This is a genomic window from Luteibacter aegosomatissinici (genome assembly GCF_023078495.1).
Classification (GTDB): domain Bacteria; phylum Pseudomonadota; class Gammaproteobacteria; order Xanthomonadales; family Rhodanobacteraceae; genus Luteibacter; species Luteibacter aegosomatissinici.
Window position 1 is genome coordinate 4083883 of the sequence record NZ_CP095742.1, and the last position, 18269, is coordinate 4102151.

Consider the following 18269-nt stretch of genomic DNA (forward strand, 5'->3'; position numbering starts at 1 on the left):
ATGCGTGGAGTGCCATCGTGCGATGCAGGCGGTGATTCTGCTAAGTTGGCCGCCTTTCGAACGGACAAGACCCCGCCCGTGACGCCCCGCAACAGCATCCTGCCTAAACGCCGCCTGCTGGCGACCGCCGTCGCCCTCGTCGTCACCGGCACCGCCTGGCAAACCCAGGCCCAGTCCGCGCCGGCCGCCAGCACAGCGCCGACACCCGCGGTAACCACCGGCCATCCGGCATCGGAAGTCGAGACCTGCAAGCTCGGCTCGTTCATCTGCGCACCCCGCCCCGTCAGCTACCTGCTGTGCAGCCCCAATGCCATGCTGGACTTCTACGATCCCACGATCACGAAGGACACCACGCTGCGCGACACGGCGGTCACCGATACGGTGTCGAACATCAATGGCACCGAAGGCGTGAAGGTCGAGAGCCCCGAACCGAACATCTACCACATGACCGGCGGCGTCCGCCTGCAGCGTGCGGACCAGGTGCTGCAAGCCGAGGACGTCACCTATAACGCCGATTCCACGGCGTACGATGCCCAGGGCAACGTACGCTACCAGGAAGCCGGCATGCTCCTGCGCGCCGATCGCATGACCGGCACGACCACGCCCAACCAGGGCGATGCCGACCATGTCACCTACCAGCTGCTGCAATCGCGCGGCAACGGCGTGGCCGACCACGCCAAGATCACCGACCCGACCCACGGCCGCATGCGCCTGGCCACGTATTCCACGTGCGACGTGGGCAAGCACCAGTGGGAGTTCCGCGCGAAGACGGTGGACCTGAACAAGGACACCGGCGTCGGTACGGCACACAGCGGCACCATGCGCTTCAAGGGCGTGCCGTTCATGTACCTGCCCTACTTCACCTTCCCGCTGGATGACCGGCGCAAGAGCGGCTTCCTGTACCCGACCTTCGGCTCATCGAGCCATTCGGGTACGTACCTCACGCTGCCGTACTACCTGAACCTCGCACCTAATTACGATGCGACGATCACGCCCAGCTACTACACCGAGCGTGGCCCCATGCTCGGCGCGGAGTTCCGCTACCTCCTGCCGAAATCGAACGGTACGTTCGATATCAACTACCTCAGCCACGATCGCGGCGCGGAAGATCCGGAATTCCTGCAGTACGGCGACCGAGACGGCTCCAAGCAGCGTTGGCTGGCAAAAATCACCAATGCCACCAACCTGGGCGATGGCTTCAACCTGAGCGTGAACATCAACCGCGCCTCGGATAACGAATACTTCCGCGATTTCGGTAACGATCTCTACAGTTCCTCGGTCGGCATCCTCACTTCCAGCGCCTATATCTCCAAGGGCGGCAAGTACTGGAGCGCCTCGCTGGGCGTGGATGATTACCAGAACATGGATCCGGGCCTGCCGGATTACGTCGAGCCTTACAGGCGCTGGCCGCGCGCCACCTTCAACTCCGAAATCCCGCTCAATTCGTGGCTCGATGCCGGTATCGATTCCGAAGCGGTGGCTTTCCGCAAGTCGGACCGGGATACGACGGGCCGCCAGCTCGACGGCAACCGCCTGGACCTGGCGCCCTATCTGGCGGGCGACTTCGGCGGCCCGTTCTGGTTCGCCAGGCCCCGCATCGAATACCGGTTCACGGGCTACCAGCTGAAGAACGATTACTACAAGTCCGTGTTTCCCGACCGCACGCCGTCACGATCGGTTCCTATCGCCAGCTTCGATACGGGCCTGATTTTTGACAGGGCGACCCACCTGTTCGGCACCGATTACACGCAGACCCTCGAGCCCCGCGTGTATTACCTGTATGTGCCTTACAGGAATCAGGACAAGCTACCCACGTTCGACACCAACGAAATGTCGTTCGATTTCTGGCAGCTGTTCACCACTAACCGTTTCGCGGGCGCCGATCGCCAGATGGACGCGAACAACGTCACCGCCGCGCTCACGACACGCCTGCTCGACGATAACGGCGTTGAGCGCGTGTCGGCGAGCATCGGCCAGATCCGTTACCTGAGCGACCAGAAGGTCCAGATGTACGGCGTTCTCCCGACCGACTACAGCGGTTCGGATTACGTTGCCCAGTTCGCCGTGCAGCTCAACGACAAGTGGCGTGTAAACAGTTCGTACCAGTGGAACCCGAACGACAAGGCCCGCGTGTACCCGGACCCGGATACCGGGCAGTACGGCCTCCAGGGCCACGATACCGACCTGGCGACCGTCGCCTTCCAGCGCCGCATCAAGGGCGACGGCATCTTCAACTTCTCGTACCGGTACCGCCGGAACGTCATGGAACAATTCGACACGTCCGTGGTCTACCCCGTGTCCGAGCGCTGGCGCGCGCTGGCGCGCTGGGTGTTCGCCCGCCGCGATATCGTGCCGGTCACCCTCGACAACGGTGCCAGCTTCACCACGTTCACGTTCTCCCACCGGACCCTGGAAGCCGCCGCCGGCGTCGAATACGACAGCTGCTGCGTCGCCTTCCGGATCCTTGGCCGCCACTACGTCATGGATTACACCCGGCGGACGAACAACGCGATCATGTTTGAGCTGGAATTCAAGGGGCTAGGCTCGCTGAACCCCCAATCGGGTGAGTACCTGCGGCGTGCTATCCTTGGCTATCAATAAGTGGGGCAGGTGCCCCGGGCTCCCTATTCGATGAAGCAGATCCTCGCTTATTCCATGCTCGCCGCCGCCATCCTGGCAGTGGTGCCCACCGCCCACGCGCAGCTCATGCCGCAGGCCCAGCCGGCCGCCGGTGGCGCCGCCATGGGCAACGGTTCGCTCGACCGCATCGTGGCGGTGGTGGAAGACGACATCATTCTCCAGAGCGAGCTGAATGCGGCCATCGCCGCCATCCAGAAGCAGTACGCGGCCAACCCGGGCCAGCTGCCCCCGCCGGATGTGCTCGCCCGCCAGGTGCTCGATCGCCTCATCCTGATGAAGCTCCAGGTCTCGCGCGCCAACGACCAGAATATCCACGTCACCGACCAGGATATCGACCAGGCCGTGGGCAACGTGGCCCAGCAGAACAAGATGTCCGCCGAACAGCTGCAGCAGGCGGTCACCCAGGACGGCATGAGCTGGCAGGGCTTCCGCCAGCAGATCTCCGACCAGCTGCTGACCCAGAAGCTGCACGAGAGCGTCGTGCGCGACCAGGTCACGGTGACCGATGCCGAAGTGAACAACCTGCTGGCCAGCCCCACCTACAAGGCGGGTGAAGTGCACCTGGCCCACATCCAGATCAGCACCCCGGCCGAAGGCGGCGCCAGCGATATCGCGGCGGCCCAGGCCAAGGCCGAGAAGGCCATTGCCGACATCAAGGCCGGCAAGGATTTCAACGCGGTCGCCATCCAGTACTCCGACGCCCCCGACGCCCTCGATGGCGGCGACCTGGGCTGGCGCCGCCTGGACGAAGTGCCGCCGGCGTTCGCCGATGCCGTGGGCTCGCTCAAGCCGGGCGAATCCACCGCGGCGCTGCGCGGCCCCACCGGCTTCCACATCCTGAAGCTGGTGGAAACGCGCCAGCCGGGCCGCCAGGTGGTCACCGAGTACCACGCTCGCCAGATCCTCATCAAACCGTCCGAAATCGTCACGCCGGAACAGGCGGAGAAGAAGGCGGAAGAGATCTACACCAAGGTGACCGACAAGAAGGAAGACTTCGCCAAGCTGGCGAAGGATGACTCCAAGGACACCACCACTGCCAATGCCGGCGGCGACATGGGCTGGTTCCAGAAGGACGCATGGGGCCAGGCCATCTCCAGCCAGCTCGATGGCCTGAAGGACAACGAGGTCTCCAAGCCGTTCCAGACCGATGCCGGCTGGATCGTCATGCAGCTGCTCGGCACCCGCCAGAGCGACGTCACCGACGAATCGCAGCGCAACCAGGCCCGCCAGGCCATCGGCAACCGCAAGGCTGACGAGGCTTACGAGAGCTACCTGCGTGAAATGCGCTCGTCCTCGTTCGTCGACATCCGCGTGCCGGAACTGCGCGACCCGGACGACAAGCAGGCTTCGGCCCTCCAGCCGAAATAAAGCCGCATGAACGCGACGACCCTGCCGCGGCTCGCCGTTACCGCCGGTGAGCCTGCCGGGGTCGGTCCCGAACTCGTTGCGCGCCTGGCGGCCAGCGACCTGGCCGCCGATATCATCGCCATCACCGACCGCGACCTGCTCAGGCAGGCCGCGCAAGCGTGCGGCGTTACGCTGCATATCGCCGATGACGACGGCCTGGGCATCACCCACCGGCCGGCCGGCCACGTACGCATCCGCCATGTGCCGCTGGGCGCACCGGTGCGTTTCGGCGCCCCCGATCCCGCGAATGCCCAACACGTGCTCCACATGCTCGGCATCGCGGCTGATGGCTGCCTGGATGGCACCTTCGATGCCGTCGTGACCGGCCCCGTGCAGAAAGCCAGCATCAACGAGGCAGGCGTCCCCTTCAGCGGACACACCGAGTTCTTCGCCGAGCGTGCCGGCGCCGAGGTGGTGATGATGTTGGCCAGCCCGGAACTCCGGGTGACGCTGGCGACGACCCACCTGCCCCTGTCGGCGGTCCCCGCCGCCATCACCCCTGCACTGCTGGAACGCACCCTGGGCATCGTGCATGGCGCGCTGCGCAGCCGTTTCGGCATCGCCCACCCGCGCATTGCGGTGCTGGGCCTGAACCCGCACGCAGGCGAAGGTGGGCACATGGGCCGCGAAGAGCTCGATACGATCATCCCGTTGCTGGAGCGCCTGCGCGCCGATGGCATGGACCTTATTGGGCCCCTGCCCGCCGATACCGCCTTCGTGCCGGCCATGCGGCCGCGCTACGACGTGGTGCTGGCCATGTACCACGACCAGGCCCTGCCGGTGCTCAAGAGCGAAGCGTTCGACCGCACCGTCAATGTCACGCTCGGCCTCCCCTTCATCCGCACGTCCGTCGATCACGGCACGGCGCTCGACCTGGCCGGCAGCGGCCGGGCCGATCCGGCCAGCCTGTTCGCCGCCACGCGCCTCGCTATCGAGCTTGCCCGCCCGCGGGCCACCGTATGAACGCACGCCCCAAAAAGAGCTTCGGCCAGCATTTCCTCCACGATAAGCGCTATATCGAGCGCATCGTGTCGTCGATTTCGCCCAAGGACGGCGATACCGTCGTAGAGATCGGCCCCGGAGAGGGCGCCATGACCCTGCCACTGCTGGCCGTGGCGAAGAAGCTGACCGCCATCGAGCTCGATACCGACCTGATCCCGGGCCTGCAGGAACGCGCCGCGCCGATCGGCGACCTGCGCATCGTGCATTCGGATGTGCTGAAGGTGGATTTCAGCGCGCTGGCGAAGGAACTGGGTGCGGAGCGCCTGCGCATCGCCGGCAACCTGCCCTACTACATCTCCAGCCCCATCCTGTTCCACTGCGTGGAACACGCGGCCGCCATCCAGGACATGCACTTCATGCTGCAGAAGGAAGTGGTGGACCGCATGGCCGCGGAACCCGGCAGCAAGGTTTACGGGCGCCTGAGTGTCATGTTGCAGCTCGCCTGCAAGGTGACGCCGCTGTTTACGGTGCCGCCCGGCGCCTTCCGGCCGCCACCGAAGGTCGATTCGGCCGTCGTGCGCATGGTCCCCTTGCCGCCCGAGCAGTTGCCGAAGGGCGATCCGGCGAAAATCCATGCCGTCGTGAAGGCCGCCTTCGCCATGCGGCGTAAGACACTGTCCAACACGCTGAAGGGCCTGGTCGACGAGGCCACCATTCGCGAACTGGGGATTGACCCGAAGGCCCGCGCGGAGACGCTCGCACCGGGGGATTTCGTGAAGCTCGCGAACGCGACCTGAACAAGATGCGGGCATACTTGCCCACCCCCTCCGCGTCCCACACAATCCCTGCATGAACTCGAAAATTCCCCACACGATCGACGTGGAGGTCGAAACCCGCTTCGTTCCCGACCAGTCGCAACCCGGTGATAACCGCTACGTGTTCGCCTACACGATCACGCTGCGCAACGCCGGCGTGACCGGCGCGCAGCTGCTCGCGCGGCACTGGGTCATCACCGATGCGAACGGCAAGGTGGAAGAAGTACGCGGCGATGGCGTGGTCGGCGAGCAGCCGTGGATGCGCCCGGGCGATACCTACGAGTACACCTCGGGTGCCGTACTTGAAACCGCCGTCGGTACCATGGCCGGCAGTTACCGCATGGTCGCCGACGATGGCACGCACTTCGATGCGCCGATCCCCGCGTTCGTCCTCTCCATCCCCCGCACGCTGCACTAGGAATTACGCATGGATAGCGCCAATGCCCGGTGGGGCGACATGAAGCGAGCAACCTGATGGCCGTCTACGCGATCGGCGACGTGCAAGGTTGCTACCCCGAACTCCAGCGCCTGCTCGAGAAGATCCGCTTCGATCCCGCCGCCGACCAGCTCTGGTTCTGCGGCGACCTGGTGAACCGCGGCGGCGAGTCGCTCGCTACGCTGCGCCTTATCCACTCGCTGCGCGAGCGGAGCATCATCACGCTCGGCAACCACGATCTGTCACTGCTGGCGATCGGCCAGCGCCGTGAGGACGCCCAGCAGCGGGTGAACCCCGAGCTGCGCGAAGTGCTGTTCGCCGAGGATGCACCCGTGCTGCTCGAGTGGTTGCGCATGCAGAAGCTGCTGCACCACGACGAGACCCTTGGCTGGACCATGATCCACGCCGGCATGGCGCCCATCTGGACCCTGCGCCAGGCCCAGCGCGCCGCACTGGAAGTGGAACGCGAGCTTGGCGGCCCGCGCCACCAGCGCCTGCTGAAGAACCTGTTCGGCAACCGCCCGGCGGCATGGAACAACCGCCTGCAGGGTGTGGAGCGGCACCGCGCCACGATCAATACGCTTACGCGCATGCGCTACTGCGATGTGAATGGCCGCATCGATTTCGAAGGCAAGGATCGGCCGGGTACTCAGAAACCGGGGATGTACCCGTGGTTTGAAGTACCAGGCATGCGCAAGCGCGAGACGAAGATCGTCTGCGGGCACTGGTCCGCACTGGGCCGCTTCGCGGGCCTGGGCGTGTACGCAATCGATACCGGTTGCGTGTGGGGCGGCCAGCTCACGGCCATGCGGCTGGATAGCGAAGAACCGCAGTACATCACCGTGCAGGCCGAGCCGCACAGGCAGAAGCCGAAGGGCGGCGGCGACTGAACGTGCATGCCCGGCGGCGCTCGCAGAAGCGCGCTGGGCTAGCAGCGCGTGAGTCCGTCAGCCTTCTGGCATGTCGTCTCCGGGCTCATCCGCCAACGCTTCCGGATCTCGTGCCAGCGCCTGCTTCGCAAAATCTTCGATCAGGTCAAAGGCTTTGGTTTCGACGCGGCTACCGAATTGCTCGCGTCGCCGCTTCGACACCGCACCTTGCTGCTCAAGGGCACCGCGGATGAGCACGGCCAGGTCGCTACCGCGGATATCGACAAGCTCATTGACCTTGCGGCTGACAAAGTCGTAGCGCTCAAGGTATTCGACGTTGGTGCGCAACTCGACGGCCAGGGCTTGCTCAGCCATCTGGTAAGTAAACTCTACCGCGCGCGTCGCGTCCCAATAGCGATACAACTCCAGGCCATCGCTGCCCAGGTACTCGAATTCAAAGTCGTCGCCATCCAGCCAGGTCACGTTCCAACGCTCACGCGCAGGCACGGAGAACGCCTTGAGTGCATCAAGGTATTCGTTTTCGTGCTTCTTCATGGCAACGGATATGGGAAGGATCAGCCCGCTGTTCAGTGCGCCTGACTGGCACAAGGCGTGATGGATAAGAAAGCGGCTGAGCCTTCCGTTTCCGTCCATGAAAGGATGGATGAAAACGAAGCCGAACGCGCTGATGGCTCCCGCGATGATCGGATCGATCGCGGCAGGCATCGCGTTCGCGAAGGACATCATCTCGGCCATCAGGTCGCCGACCGCGCCGGGCGGTGGCGGAACGTAAGTGACGCCTGCCGCGCCTGGAAGTGAGTTCGCCAGGTAGTTCTGCTCAATCCGAAACCCCAGGGCCCGGTCCAGCACGTTCGAAATGGTGGCCTGCTGCAGGTCGGTGAGGTACGCCTCGGTGAGCGGGTTCTCCTTGTGGGCAGCGTGTAGCAGCGCGACGAACGCCGCTTGCCGTTGTTCGCTGGGCACTTCGTTTTCGATGGCAAAGCTTGAGCGGGTCTCACTGAGGTAGGCGAAGCTCAGCGCTCGCTCCCTGACGGCCCCGGTCAGGCCCTCTGCGTACGCGCGCACGCGCCCAGGCAAGTCGGATGCCATCGCGCGCTCGATCAGTGGCGTACGCGAAACGGTGGCACACCAGCGCGTCGTCCCAAGTCCGTTCCAGCGGACCCGCCAAAAGGGCATGGACGCGGCGCCCGGCACCGTCACGTAGCGCTTCGGGTCGAAAATATCGACGACGGCACCGGTAGCTACGGGCGCTCCTTCAAGCCGCCGCCCATGCGCCTCTTCCCAGAAGAAGCCGAGCTGGCGCGTGTACTGACCCGAGGGCGTGCGGGTAACTTCGGCCAGCACATCGTTCCCGGAGACCTTGCGCATGGCCTCCATGAGCAAGGCCAGCTCCATGTCTTCATGCTTGAGGGCGAAAAGCAGGTGGTCGACGGGGTGGTCGGATTTCGGAGCAATCCGCGCCGGCACCGCCAGATGGTCCACGTTTCGCTCAAGGCGGGTCGTAGGCTTGATAAGAGCGGGTCGGGAAGGATCGAACGCCGACAGCCCCAACTTTTCTTTAAGAAATGCGTACCCGACCGACATTTTTTTGTCTCTGGCTGTGATTTCTTTACAAAATCGACATTTCGGCGATTTTTCTTTACACACCCAGAAACGTCAAGCGGTCAAAAGTCGTCAAAAGCCGCCATCCAGTCGCTTTTTTCCTACGCCGCCTGCTTTTTCTTTACAAAACGGGCTTTTGATCAACTTTTTTTCTACGTGAACCCTGTCCCCGCCGATCCACGCAAAACCCGGCGAAAGCAGATTTCTTAGTCCTGGTGCTCAGGATACGGCTCGCCTTCGGCCTCGCGGGGCTCGGCTTCGCCATCGCGTTCCACACTTGAACCTCGAGTCAGCGAGCCTTCGCCGCCCACCCTCGCATCGATGCCGCGGCTGCGCCGCCGTGTCTTTGATTCGCGCACAAGGTGCGCTCCTACAACCGCGGCTCCGTCAGTCGGCAATGGCCCAGTACGATCAAAGGCTGGCCTTCGGCCGCGAACCGGGTGCCGTGAGGGGCTTTTCGACGAGACATCCGTGTCTCGTCAAAAAGGAACGGCCATCCATGGCCGTCCCCCCTGCGGGGCTGTTCCTTCCCGTCCCCCTCGCCTCCGAAACTCGCCTCGAGGGTGGGCGCCGAAGACTCGTTTGGTCACTGAGGTGAATTGGCAGGAGAGCTGGGGCGTGGCGCGATGCATGCCCCCGCCAAGCGCCACGCAACGCCCTGTAGGAGCCCACCCTGTGGGCGACATCTTTTCGCGAGCACGCCACAGGCCCTGCTGCGGTAAGGCGAAAGCTGTCGCGCGCAGGGCGCGCTCCTACACAGAGCGGGTCACCGCATGGCCTCTGGTTGACAGGCGCACCGGCTTGGCGCAACGAACGGCGCACCGAACGGCGCACCGCGTGAACGCATGCCGAGACAAGGCGTGTCGTACCACCACGCCAGGCGTACCGGCTCGCCCATCAACCCACCTCATGGGTCAAAAGAGCCCTCGGTGCCCGCCCTCGAGGCGAGTTTCGGAGGCGAGGCCGACGGGAGGGAATAGCCCGCAGAGGGACGGCCATGGATGGCCGTTCCTTTTTGACGAGACACGGATGTCTCGTCGAAAAGCCCCTCACGGCGGCCGGTTCGCGGCCGTAGGCCAACCTTTGATAGTACTTGCCCATCGCGGGCTGACGGAGCGGCGGTTGTAGGAGCGCACCTTGTGCGCGAATCGAAGACACGGCGGCGCCGCCGCGGCATCGACGCGAGGGTGGGCACCGAGGGCTCTTCGCCCCAAGGCTCAGGTGTAAAACGCGATGGCGTAAGCCGAGCCCCCGCGAGGCCGAAGGCGAGCCTTATCGGGCAGACATAAAAAAACCCGGCTTTCGCCGGGTTTTTATCAGGTCAGCTGACCGTGGCAGTGCTTGTACTTCTTGCCCGAGCCGCAGGGGCATGGATCGTTGCGGCCGACCTTGGGGCCTTCCGCCACCGTCGTCGGCACCGCCTGCTCAGCCACCGCGTTGTTACCCAGTGCCTGCGCATCAGCGTGCTGGAACTGCAGGCGCTGGGCTTCCGCCGCGCGCTGCTGCTCCGCTTCCATCGCCGCCACTTCTTCTTCGCTGCGGATGCGGATGCGGGCAAGCATCTGCACCACTTCCGTCTTGATGCGATCAAGCATCTCCGAGAACAGCTCGAACGACTCGCGCTTGAACTCCTGCTTCGGCTGCTTCTGCGCGTAACCGCGCAGGTAGATGCCCTGGCGCAGGTAATCCATGCTCGCCAGGTGCTCCTTCCAGGCGTTATCGACCACGGAGAGCATCACGTGCTTCTCCAGCGAACGCATGGTCTCGGCGCCGACCTGGGCTTCCTTCTCGACGAACATCTGGTCCACGGCGGTGCGCACGTGCTCGAAGATGGCCTCGGCGTCGGCGTCCTTCTGGCCTTCCAGCCAGTGGGCCACATCCAGGCGCAGGTTCAGCTCGCTCGCCAGCTCGCGGTCGAGGCCAGCGATATCCCACTGGTCATCGATGCTGTCGGCCGGCACGAAGCGGCGCACCAGGCCCTCGATCACGTCGGCGCGGATATCGCCCACCATGTCGGAAATATCTTCCGCATCGAGCAGTTCATCGCGCTGCGCGTAGATCACCTTGCGCTGGTCGTTGGCGACGTCATCGAAATCGAGCAGGTTCTTGCGGATATCGAAGTTGTGCTGTTCGACCTTGCGCTGCACCTTCTCGATCTGGCGCGTGATCAGGCGATCTTCCAGCGCCTCGTCTTCCTTCATGCCGAACATCTGCATCCAGCGGCCGATACGCTCGCCGCCGAAGATGCGCATGAGGCTATCCTGCAGCGACAGGTAGAAACGGGACGAGCCCGGATCACCCTGGCGGCCCGAACGGCCACGCAGCTGGTTATCGATACGGCGCGATTCATGGCGCTCGGTACCGATAATGTGCAGGCCGCCAGCAGCGAGCACCTGTTCGTGGCGCTTCTTCCACTCGGTGCGGAGCTTTTCGCGATCGGCATCGGTTGCTTCGGCCGGCAGCGCGGTCAGTGCCGCCTCCAGGCTGCCGCCCAGCACGATATCCGTACCGCGGCCGGCCATGTTGGTGGCGATGGTGACAGCCGACGGCGCGCCCGCCTGGGCAACGATGTGCGCTTCGCGCTCATGCTGCTTGGCGTTGAGCACTTCGTGCGGGATGCGTTCCTTCTTCAACAGGCCCGACACCAGCTCGGACACATCGATGGACGCGGTACCCACGAGCACCGGCTGGCCCTTCTCGAAGCATTCCTTGATGTCGGCGATGACCGCCTTGAACTTCGCATCCGGGCCGAGGAACACCATATCCGGGTTGTCCTTGCGGACCATCGGCTTGTGGGTGGGGATGACCACCACTTCCAGGCCATACACCGACTGGAATTCGTAGGCTTCGGTATCGGCCGTACCGGTCATGCCGGCCAGCTTCTTGTACATGCGGAACAGATTCTGGAACGTCACCGTTGCCATGGTCTGGTTTTCGCGCTGGATGGGCACGCCTTCCTTCGCTTCCACCGCCTGGTGCAGGCCATCGGACCAGCGGCGGCCCGCCAGCGTACGGCCGGTGAACTCATCCACGATGATGACTTCGCCATCGCGCACGATGTAATCCACATCGCGCTGGTAGATGGCGTTGGCGCGCAGCGCCGCGTTCATGTGGTGGACGACGGCCAGGTTCTTCGAATCGTACAGGCCGGTATCCGGATCGATCACGCCCGCCTGGCGCAGCAGCTGCTCGGCGTGCTCCATGCCCTCTTCGGACATGTGCACCTGCTTCTGCTTCTCGTCGACGTAGTAATCGCCGGCGGCTTCTTCGGTTTCCTGGCGCGTGAGGTGCGGCACCACCTTGTTCACCGCGATGTACAGCTGCGGGGAATCTTCGGCCGGGCCGGAGATGATCAGCGGGGTACGGGCTTCGTCGATGAGGATCGAATCCACCTCGTCGACGATGGCGTAGTGCAGGCCGCGCTGGTAGCGCTGGTCGCGGCTGAGCGCCATGTTGTCGCGCAGGTAATCGAAGCCGAACTCGTTGTTGGTGCCGTAGGTGATATCGGCGGCGTAGGCGCCACGCTTGTCGGCGTGGTCCATGCCCGGGTACACCACGCCCACGGTCAGGCCCAGGAAGTTGTAGAGCTTGCCCATCTGCGCCGAGTCACGGCGCGCCAGGTAGTCGTTCACGGTGACGACGTGGGTGCCCTTGCCTTCCAGCGCGTTCAGGTACACCGGCAGCGTACCGACCAGGGTCTTGCCCTCGCCCGTGCGCATTTCGGCGATACGGCCGCTGTGCAGCACCATGCCGCCGATCATCTGCACATCGTAGTGGCGCATGCCGAGCACGCGCTTGGCACCCTCGCGGGTCACCGCGAAGGCCTCGGGCAGCAGCTTGTCCAGGGATTCACCGGCGGCAATGCGCTGGCGGAACTCGTCCGTCTTGGCGCGCAGGGCATCGTCGGAAAGCTTTTCGAACTCCGGCTCGAGGGCGTTGATGCGCTTGACCGTCTTGGAAAGGTCGCGCAGCACGCGGTCGTTACGGCTGCCGAAAATACTCGTCAGGGCACGATTGAACATCGATCATCCGGATCTGAAGCAAAAGGGGACTGCCGCGCGGGTAAACCCGACCGGCACGAAGGGACGATCATACTACGGGCGCCCCTCAACTTGCCTTTTAATGGCGGCGGGTTGCCGCCGTTCAAGGCTGTCTCAGCGGTGGCTGCGAACGAACGCCAGCGGATTCACCACGCGGTCGTGGTACCAGACCTCGAAATGGACGTGGGATCCCGTGGAGCGGCCGGTGGAGCCGGCCTGGGCGATCACATCGCCCACGTGGACCCGCTGGCCCACGGTGGCCACGAGCTTGCTGTTGTGGGCGTAACGGGTCATGTAGCCGTTGCCGTGGTCGATCTCGATCACATCGCCATAGCCGTTGCGCTGGCCGGCAAAGGTGACCATGCCCTCGGCCACGGCGGTGACCGGGGTGCCCTTGGGGGCGGCGATATCGATCCCGGTGTGGCGCGCGCTGTGGCCGCTGAACGGATCGGGGCGGCCACCGAAGAAGGAGGAGATGTAACCGTTCACCGGCATACCGGTGGGGCGCAGGCTGGATTCGATCTTGCGATCGAGCAGCAGGTCGTTCAGGGCCTGGAGCTGGGCCTGCTGCACATCGAACTGGCCGGCCAGGTCGTCAATGCCCTGGTTGAGCGCGGCGGGCGCCATGGCGCCTTCGTCCTTGCCGGTGGTGAGCTCGGGGCCACCCTGGCCGGGATCTTCGTCGAAGTTGAACTCGCCATCGTCGAGCTTGCCGACCTGGGTGAGCCGCTCGCCGAGGGCGTTGAGGCGCACCGACTGGGCCTGGAGCTGGCCGAGCTTCACGGCGAGGGCATCGATGTCGCGCTGCGCATCGGCCTTGATCTTTGCGACGCGGGCGTCGGCATCGGTGGCCGCCGCGGCGACGGGGTGGCGCGGGCCGGTAATGGCCAGCGCGAGCGCGGCGCCTACCCCGGCGATGCCGATGGCACCGGCCACCGCCATGACCGCGACCTTGCAGCGCATGCGCCGGCAGGCCAGGTCTAGCGTTTTGGGGCCTTTATGGCCGCGTGGTACGAGTATGATCTGCATACGTTCTTCATCGAATAAGTTCAGTCGGTCTATGCCACCGCCGTCCCAGCACTCTCGCCCTCGTACGCGTGGACTGAAATCCATCGCGGATGTCGGGCCTGTCGCCAAGCTTGCCCATAGGGCTCGCGAGCTCGACACGCTGGACCGCCAGCTGCGCTCGACGCTTCCTGCGCCGTTGCGAGACCACGTCCGCTTTGCGGACCTTCGCAATGGCCGGCTCGTCTTCCTTGCGCCCTCGTCTGCCTGGGCTTCGCGGGTGCGCCTGTACCAGGCGCAGATCCTTGAAGCCGCTAACGCCATGGGCGCCAAGGCCTACTCGGTTGCCGTGAAAGTGGCCCCCCTGCCGGTCGAGCCACCAGGGCCTGACCCGCTTAAACCGCTTTCCGCCGGCGCGGCCCGTCATCTGCGGGCTGCCGCGGCGTCACTTTCCGATCCCACGTTGCGGGATCTCTTCCTTGATTTGGCCTCCGTGGCCGATAAGCCTGAGTAATCCGCTACTTACGCGTGGCCCTTGCCGATTGCGTAAGCACCACCGGAACCGTGGTGGGCGGACTTTATAGCACGCATGAGGGTAAGGAACACCTAAAGTGCACGTAAAGTTCACTATCGTGACGGCGGTCACCTGTGCTGCGGGCATTGCCGGTTAAGACGTTACGTAGAGGTACTTAGGTGGGGTTCGAGAGGGCTCGCCTTCGGCCTCGCGGGTGCTCGGCTTCGCCATCGCGTTCTACACTTGAGCCTTGAGGCGGAGAGCCCTCGGTGCCCACCCTCGCGTCGAAGCTGCGGCTGCGCCGCCGTGTCTTCGATTCGCGCACAAGGTGCGCTCCTACAACCGCCGCTCCGTCAGCCCGCGATGGGCAAGTACTATCAAAGGTTGGCCTACGGCCGCGAACCGGCCGCCGTGAGGGGCTTTTCGACGAGACATCCGTGTCTCGTCAAAAAGGAACGGCCATCCATGGCCGTCCCCCTGCGGGCTATTCCCTCCCGTCGACCTCGCCTACGAAACTCGCCTCGAGGGTGGGCACCGAGGGCTCTTTTGACCCATGAGGTGGGTTGATGGACGAGCCGGTACGCCTGGCGTGGTGGCACGACACACCTTGTCTCGGCATACGTTCACGCTGTGCGCGGCTTTTCAGGCCACACGGGTGCGCACGTCAATCTGAGGCCATGCGATGACCTTCTTTCTGTAGGAGCGCGCCTTGCGCGCGACAGCTTTCGCCTCACCGCAGCAGGGCCTGTGGCGTGCTCGCTAAAAGATGTCGCCCACAGGGTGGGCTCCTACAGGGCGTTGCGTGGTGGCTGGCCGGGCAAGGCATCGCGCCACACCCTCGCTCTCCTGCCAATTCACCTCAGTGATCAAACGAGTCTTCGGCGCCCACCCTCGAGGCGAGTTTCGGAGGCGAGGGGGACGGGAGGGAACAGCCCCGCAGGGGGGACGGCCATGGATGGCCGTTCCTTTTTGACGAGACACGGATGTCTCGTCGAAAAGCCCCTCTCGGCACCCGGTTCGCGGCCGTAGGCCAGCCTTTGATCGTACTGGGCCATTGCCGACTGACGGAGCCGCGGTTGTAGGAGCGCACCTTGTGCGCGAATCAAAGACACGGCGGCGCAGCCGCGGCATCGACGCGAGGGTGGGCGCCGGAGGCTCGCTGACTCAACGCTCAAGTGTAGGACGCGATGGCGAAGCCGAGCCCCGCGAGGCCGAAGGCGAGCCGTATCGTGAGCGCCAGACAAAGAAAAGGCCGCGATCGCTCGCGGCCTTTTCGTTTCGTATCAGGTAACCGGGTGGCTTAGACAGCCTGCGCCGGGTGGGCGTAGCTGATCGGGGCCTTGGCCGGATCCTTGAAGCTCACCTCTTCCCATGCCGTGGCGTCTGCCATCAGCTGGCGGAGCAGCTTGTTGTTCAGCTCATGACCCGACTTGTGCGCGCTGTACGCACCGATCAGGCTGTGGCCGAGCATGTAGATATCGCCGATCGCGTCGAGGATCTTGTGCTTCACGAACTCATTGTCGTAACGCAGGCCATCTTCGTTCAGCACCCGGTAGTCATCCAGCACCACCGCGTTATCCATCGAACCGCCCAGGGTCAGGTTGCGCTCGCGCAGGGCCTCGATATCACGCATGAAACCGAAGGTGCGGGCGCGGCTGACTTCCTTGACGAACGACGTGGTCGAGAAATCCATCTCGGCCTGCGAATTACGCTTATTAAAGAGCGGGTGATCGAACTCGACCGAGAAGCCCACCTTGAAGCCGTCGAACGGCTCGAGCTTCGCCCACTTGTCGCCGTCGCGAACCACCACCGGCTTCTTGATCCGGATAAAGCGCTTCGGGGCCTCCTGCTCCTCGATACCAGCGGACTGGATCAGGAACACGAACGGGCCGGCGCTGCCATCCATGATGGGCACTTCGGGAGCCGACAGGTCGACGTACGCATTATCAATACCGAGCCCCGCCATCGCCGAGAGCAGGTGCTCGACCGTGGACACGCGGACATCGCCATTGATAAGCGTGGTGGAAAGACGGGTATCGCCCACGTTTTCCGGACGCGACTTCAGCTCAACCGGCGGGTTGAGATCGGTACGGCGGAACACGATGCCCGTATTAGGGGCGGCGGGGCGGAGCGTCATGTACACCTTGTCGCCCGTGTGGAGGCCGACGCCGGTGGCGCGAATGACGTTCTTAAGGGTGCGCTGCTTGATCATGATGGGTCAAACCTTGGTGGCAGCAGCCAGGTGTATTGAAGATGCTAACACAGTCTTAACCTCGGAATAAATAAACCGATTGGTACAGTTCAGCATTGCTTTCACCAAGCCTTCAGAAACAGCTGAGATCCGTTCTCATCTGGACAGAGACCAAACGGCTGGAAAGCCGGGTGGTTGACCGAAAGAAAGCGGCTTCCACGCTCCGCAGGAAATCGCGCGCAAGCACGCTCCTACAAAACGCGGCACAGCCGGTACCCCCGGCAAAGCCATAAAACGCCACGCATGGCCCCCTTCCTTAGTGGGTAGCGCTGGTCGAACACATACAGCGGACCACCTCGCCCGTAACAGGCTGATAACAGGACCGTGTACGTCGTGCATAAGTTCCCGGGCCAGCCCAGGTGGGCGGCCTCCCGTCGGCGGCACGGGGGTACCCCGCCGCCCGGACGGGAACGGCGGCGGGGTACCCGGGCGGCCCGGCATCGTGCCGGGTCGTCCCCACGTCTTCCTTAACGTGCCTGGTTCAGTGCGTTAGTGCCGCTTAGTCGGCCTGGCGACGCAGGAAGGCCGGGATATCGAGGTAATCGATCGCCGGCTCGCTGCTCTTCGCCGGGGCCGGCGCTGCCTCGCTGCGCACCGACGGAACCGGCTCGCTGTGGGCATAGTCGACCACTTCGTTGCCGGTACCCGTACGCAGCACGACCGGACGCGGACGCTGGCGCATTTCCACCTGCTGCTGCACCGGCTGGCGCACCGGCTGCTTGGCAGCCACGCCGCGGTTCAGGCCGGTGGCGACCACGGTCACGCGCACGTCGTCCTGCATGTCCGGGTCGAGCGAGGTGCCGATCACCACGGTCGCGTCTTCCGAAGCGAAATCGTGGATCACGCGGCCGATCTCGTCGAACTCGCGCATGGTCAGGTTCGGGCCGGCGGTGACGTTCACCAGGATGCCGCAGGCACCGGCCAGGTTCACGTCTTCCAGCAGCGGGTTGTTGATGGCGGATTCGGCGGCAGCCTGCGCGCGGTCATCGCCGCGGGCGGTGCCCGAACCCATCATCGCCATGCCCATCTCGCTCATGACCGTGCGCACGTCGGCAAAGTCGACGTTGATCAGGCCCGGGGCCGTGATCAGGTCGGCGATGCCCTGCACCGCGCCGAGCAGCACGTCGTTGGCCGCCTTGAAGGCGTTCAGCAGCGTGACTTCACGACCCAGCACGGAGAGCAGCTTTTCGTTCGGCACGGTGATCAGCGAATCCACGTGCTGCGAAAGGTCTTCGATACCCTTCAGGGCGACCTGCATGCGGCGGCGGCCTTCGAACGGGAACGGCTTGGTCACCACGGCGACCGTGAGGATGCCCTTCTCCTTCGCCAGCTGTGCCACCACCGGCGCAGCGCCGGTGCCGGTGCCGCCACCCATGCCGCAGGTGATGAACACCATGTCGGCGCCTTCGAGCATTTCCTCGATGCGCTCACGATCTTCCAGTGCGGCCTGGCGGCCCACTTCCGGGTTGGCGCCCGCGCCCAGGCCCTTGGTGACATTGCCACCAAGCTGCAGGTGCGTACGGCCGCCGCAGGTCTTCATGGCCTGTGCATCGGTATTGGCGACGACGAATTCGACGCCTTCAATGTTGGAGTTCACCATGTGCGCCACGGCATTGCCGCCACCGCCGCCCACGCCGATCACCTTGATAACCGCATTCGGTGCCAGTTTTTCGATCAGTTCAAACATTTCCCGTCCTCCGCAGAACTTGTAGTTTTTTTGGTTTATG

General features: G+C 64.3%; 12 protein-coding genes. 7 read left to right on the forward strand and 5 right to left on the reverse strand.

Annotation, left to right across the window (positions count from 1 at the left end; translation table 11 throughout):
* Window positions 1–78 precede the first annotated feature (78 nt).
* Genes L2Y97_RS18420 through L2Y97_RS18445 form a run of 6 tightly spaced genes read left to right on the forward strand, consistent with a single transcriptional unit; the run spans window position 79 to window position 7130 of the window.
* Window positions 79–2601, forward strand: a complete 2523-nt coding sequence (locus L2Y97_RS18420) for an LPS-assembly protein LptD (protein WP_247429522.1) — start codon at window positions 79–81, stop codon at window positions 2599–2601.
* Window positions 2602–2631: 30 nt separating this feature from the next.
* Window positions 2632–4008 (forward strand): peptidylprolyl isomerase, encoded by a 1377-nt coding sequence (locus tag L2Y97_RS18425; protein ID WP_247429524.1) that lies wholly within the window; start codon window positions 2632–2634, stop codon window positions 4006–4008.
* Window positions 4009–4014: 6 nt separating this feature from the next.
* Entirely contained in the window at window positions 4015–5010 is a 996-nt protein-coding gene (gene pdxA, locus L2Y97_RS18430) for a 4-hydroxythreonine-4-phosphate dehydrogenase PdxA (protein WP_247429526.1), read from the forward strand.
* Window positions 5007–5786: a 16S rRNA (adenine(1518)-N(6)/adenine(1519)-N(6))-dimethyltransferase RsmA gene (gene rsmA, locus L2Y97_RS18435; RefSeq protein WP_247429528.1), complete on the forward strand. Its 780-nt coding sequence runs from the start codon at window positions 5007–5009 to the stop codon at window positions 5784–5786. Before pdxA ends, rsmA begins: the two co-directional genes overlap by 4 nt.
* Before the next feature lie 52 nt (window positions 5787–5838).
* A complete protein-coding gene (gene apaG / locus L2Y97_RS18440) occupies window positions 5839–6222 on the forward strand; it encodes a Co2+/Mg2+ efflux protein ApaG (RefSeq protein WP_247429530.1) in 384 nt (127 codons plus the stop codon).
* Between the two features lie 56 nt (window positions 6223–6278).
* Window positions 6279–7130 carry a symmetrical bis(5'-nucleosyl)-tetraphosphatase gene (locus L2Y97_RS18445; protein ID WP_247429532.1) on the forward strand — a complete coding sequence of 284 codons (852 nt, stop codon included), beginning with the start codon at window positions 6279–6281 and terminating at the stop codon, window positions 7128–7130.
* Between the two features lie 57 nt (window positions 7131–7187).
* Here L2Y97_RS18445 and L2Y97_RS18450 read toward each other — a convergent pair whose 3' ends face one another.
* From L2Y97_RS18450 to L2Y97_RS18460, 3 genes are all read right to left on the reverse strand, one after another.
* A complete protein-coding gene (locus tag L2Y97_RS18450) occupies window positions 7188–8777 on the reverse strand; it encodes a Fic family protein (protein WP_247429534.1) in 1590 nt (529 codons plus the stop codon).
* Window positions 8778–10048: 1271 nt separating this feature from the next.
* Complete coding sequence (secA, locus tag L2Y97_RS18455) at window positions 10049–12754, reverse strand: preprotein translocase subunit SecA (RefSeq protein ID WP_247429535.1); 2706 nt, start codon at window positions 12752–12754, stop codon at window positions 10049–10051.
* A 132-nt stretch (window positions 12755–12886) separates the two neighbouring features.
* Complete coding sequence (locus L2Y97_RS18460; protein ID WP_247429537.1) at window positions 12887–13801, reverse strand: M23 family metallopeptidase; 915 nt, start codon at window positions 13799–13801, stop codon at window positions 12887–12889.
* A gap of 31 nt (window positions 13802–13832) precedes the next feature.
* Here L2Y97_RS18460 and L2Y97_RS18465 point away from each other — a divergent pair, with 31 nt between their 5' ends.
* Window positions 13833–14291 (forward strand): DciA family protein, encoded by a 459-nt coding sequence (locus L2Y97_RS18465; protein ID WP_247429539.1) that lies wholly within the window; start codon window positions 13833–13835, stop codon window positions 14289–14291.
* Window positions 14292–15591: 1300 nt separating this feature from the next.
* On the opposite strand, the gene lpxC is transcribed toward L2Y97_RS18465, so the two are convergent.
* Complete coding sequence (lpxC, locus tag L2Y97_RS18470; RefSeq protein ID WP_247429541.1) at window positions 15592–16503, reverse strand: UDP-3-O-acyl-N-acetylglucosamine deacetylase; 912 nt, start codon at window positions 16501–16503, stop codon at window positions 15592–15594.
* A 538-nt stretch (window positions 16504–17041) separates the two neighbouring features.
* On the reverse strand, window positions 17042–18229 hold the full coding sequence (gene ftsZ / locus L2Y97_RS18475) for a cell division protein FtsZ (protein ID WP_247429542.1): 1188 nt from the start codon (window positions 18227–18229) through the stop codon (window positions 17042–17044).
* Window positions 18230–18269 lie beyond the last annotated feature (40 nt).